This window comes from Butyrivibrio sp. (assembly GCF_024699075.1).
The window spans coordinates 1-3,048 of record NZ_JAILQF010000339.1 but is presented as its reverse complement, the minus strand read 5'-3'; the positions used below and the strand labels follow the sequence as shown (position 1 = coordinate 3,048).

General features: G+C 40.8%; 2 protein-coding genes. Both read left to right on the top strand.

Translation table 11 applies throughout. The features are described from left to right. Nucleotides 1-21 precede the first annotated feature (21 nt). Nucleotides 22-546: an adenine phosphoribosyltransferase gene (locus K6G87_RS13645; RefSeq protein WP_296838398.1), complete on the top strand. Its 525-nt coding sequence runs from the start codon at nucleotides 22-24 to the stop codon at nucleotides 544-546. Between the two features lie 93 nt (nucleotides 547-639). Beyond that, nucleotides 640-2,925, top strand: a complete 2,286-nt coding sequence (locus K6G87_RS13640; RefSeq protein ID WP_296838396.1) for a RelA/SpoT family protein — start codon at nucleotides 640-642, stop codon at nucleotides 2,923-2,925. Nucleotides 2,926-3,048 lie beyond the last annotated feature (123 nt).

Below are 3,048 nucleotides of genomic sequence, written 5' to 3'. Positions count from 1 at the left end.
TGATTATGGAAAAGAGGAATAATGAAAGAATTAAAAGACTATGTACGCACAATACCTAACTTCCCTGAAGAAGGAATCATGTTCAGGGATATTACTACAGTAATGCAGGATCCCGATGGACTTAAGCTTGCCATCGATACTATGCAGGATCTTGTTAAAGACCTTGATTTTGATGTAGTAGTAGGAGCAGAGTCTAGAGGATTCATTTTCGGAACTCCAATTGCATATAATCTTCACAAACCATTCGTACTTATCCGTAAGAAGGGCAAACTTCCTGCAGAGACAGTATCAGTTGATTATGATCTTGAGTATGGTAAAGCAACACTTGAGATGCACAAGGATTCTGTAAAGCCTGGCCAGAAGGTCCTTATCGTAGATGACCTTATTGCTACAGGTGGAACAACAGAAGCTATGATCAAGCTTGTAGAGTCTCTTGGCGGAGAAGTTGCAGGTGTTCTTGTAATGATGGAACTTGCAGGACTTAAGGGTAGAGAGAAGATAGCAGGATACAGACTTGATTCAGCTGTTGTTTACGAAGGTAAATAAGTTGATTTAAAAGGCAACTTGCGAAGCAATTCGCAAGTTTGACTTTATAGGCATTTTCTAAAAAAATACTAATGGATATAAGCAAGAGGGAAAATGTTAGAACAAAGATTTGATGACGGGAAAATTGAATCAATAGAAGAGTTTCAGCCACCGGAGAGACTCTATGAAGGCCTTATCGCCAGAGTTCAGAAATATCATCCATCTGATGATATTACTATGATCGAGAAGGCTTACAATATTGCGCGCGAAGCACACAAGGATCAGCTCCGCAAATCCGGCGAGCCTTACATTATACATCCGCTTTGCGTGTCGATAATCCTTGCTGATCTTGAGCTTGATAAGGAGACAATCGCTGCAGGGCTTTTGCATGATGTCGTTGAAGATACCATTCTCACCAAAGATGAGATAGATGAGGAATTCGGATCTGATGTAGCACTTTTGGTAGATGGTGTTACCAAGCTGCAGAGTCTTCAGCTTCCTGCTGACTATAAAGACAAGACCGCTGAGCAGCTTGAAATGCAGGCTGAGAATCTTAGAAAGATGTTTCTTGCGATGGCAAAGGATATCCGTGTCATCCTTATTAAGCTTGCCGACAGACTTCACAATATGAGAACACTTACTCATATGCCTCCTGAGAAGCAGCATAGGATAGCCCAGGAAACCCTTGATATCTATTCACCTATTGCGGGACGTCTTGGTATCAGTAAGATCAAGGTTGAACTTGATGACCTGTCACTCAAATATTTAAAACCTGAAATATACAAAGACCTTAAAGAAAAGGTTTCTGAGAAAAAAGAAGAACGTGAAGCTTACGTTGAAAAGATAGCCAAGGATGTAGAGGCAGCAATTGCTGAGGCTGGTATAAAAGGCGAAGTTAACGGAAGAGTAAAGCACTTCTTCAGTATTTACAAAAAGATGCACAACCAGGGCAAGACCCTTGATCAGATCTATGATCTGTTTGCAGTCAGAATTATCGTTGAATCAGTCAAAGACTGTTATGCAGCTCTTGGTATAATCCATGAGATGTATAAGCCTATTCCCGGACGATTCAAGGATTATATTGCAATGCCCAAGGTCAATATGTATCAGTCACTTCATACAACTCTGATAGGACCAAACGGTGCACCTTTTGAAATACAGATAAGAACCTATGACATGCACAGAGCGGCTGAATACGGTATTGCTGCTCACTGGAAATATAAAGAAGCTTCTGATGGTAAGAAGATAGAAACCCAGGAAGAGGAGAAGCTTGTATGGCTTCGTCAGATTCTTGAGTGGCAAAGGGACATGAGCGACAACAGAGAGTTCATGAACCTTTTAAAGAGCGACCTGAATCTTTTTTCAGAAGATGTTTATTGCTTCACTCCTCATGGTGAAGTCAAGAATCTTCAGAATGGATCTACACCTATAGACTTTGCTTATAGCGTTCATTCTGCTATAGGTAATAAGATGATTGGTGCAAAGGTCAATGGTAAGCTGGTTCCTATTGATTATGTGATCCAGAATGGTGACAGAATTGAGATACTTACTTCTCAGAATTCCAAGGGACCATCTCGTGACTGGCTTGCAATTGCCAAGTCCACATCCACTAAGAACAAGATCAATCAGTGGTTCCGTTCTCAGCAGAAAGAGGAGAATGTCAACCATGGTAAGGAACTTATAGCTGATTACTGTAAGACTAAGGGTATAGAGCTTTCTGATATCACAAAGGCTGAGTATATCAATATCATAGTTCATAAATACGGCTTCCATGACTGGGATGCAGTACTTGCAGCAGTTGGCCTTGGTGCGCTTAAAGAAGGCGGTATAGTCAATAAGCTTTGCGAGTTATACGAGAAGGATCACAAGAAGGATCTTACTGATGAAGAAGTTATTGCAGCTGCCAATATCTCCAATGCACCTGCCCGTATCAATGGTAGCGGCAATGCTATTATAGTTAAGGGTGTTCATGATGTTGCAGTAAGATTTTCAAGATGTTGTAATCCTGTTCCCGGGGATGATATTGTAGGCTTTGTTACAAGAGGAAGAGGTGTATCTATTCATAGACGTGACTGTGTCAATGTTGCAGAGATGACTATGGAAGATAAGAGCAGACTTATTGAAGCCCGCTGGGAGAATGACGGAATCATCGGTTCCGAGAAATATACAGCGGATATCAAGATATTTGCTAATGACAGAAGAGGCCTTCTTGCCGATGTATCAAGAGTTCTGACAGAGAATAATATCAGTATTCTTTCGCTTAATACAAGGACAAGTAAGCAGGGCCTTGCAACCATGGATACTTCATTCCAGGTATCAAGCCGCGAAGAACTTGTAACTGTAATAGACAAGATAAGACAGATTGACAGCGTTATCGATATCGAGAGAAGCACAGGCTAAGAGGCACTGGTTTGCATATAATAAGTCTCCAGTATAATAGGATTATTGCATAATATGAATTCAAACATAAAAGTAGGTTCTGCGACACTTGGACCGATAGCTACTAACTGCTATTTTGTCTTT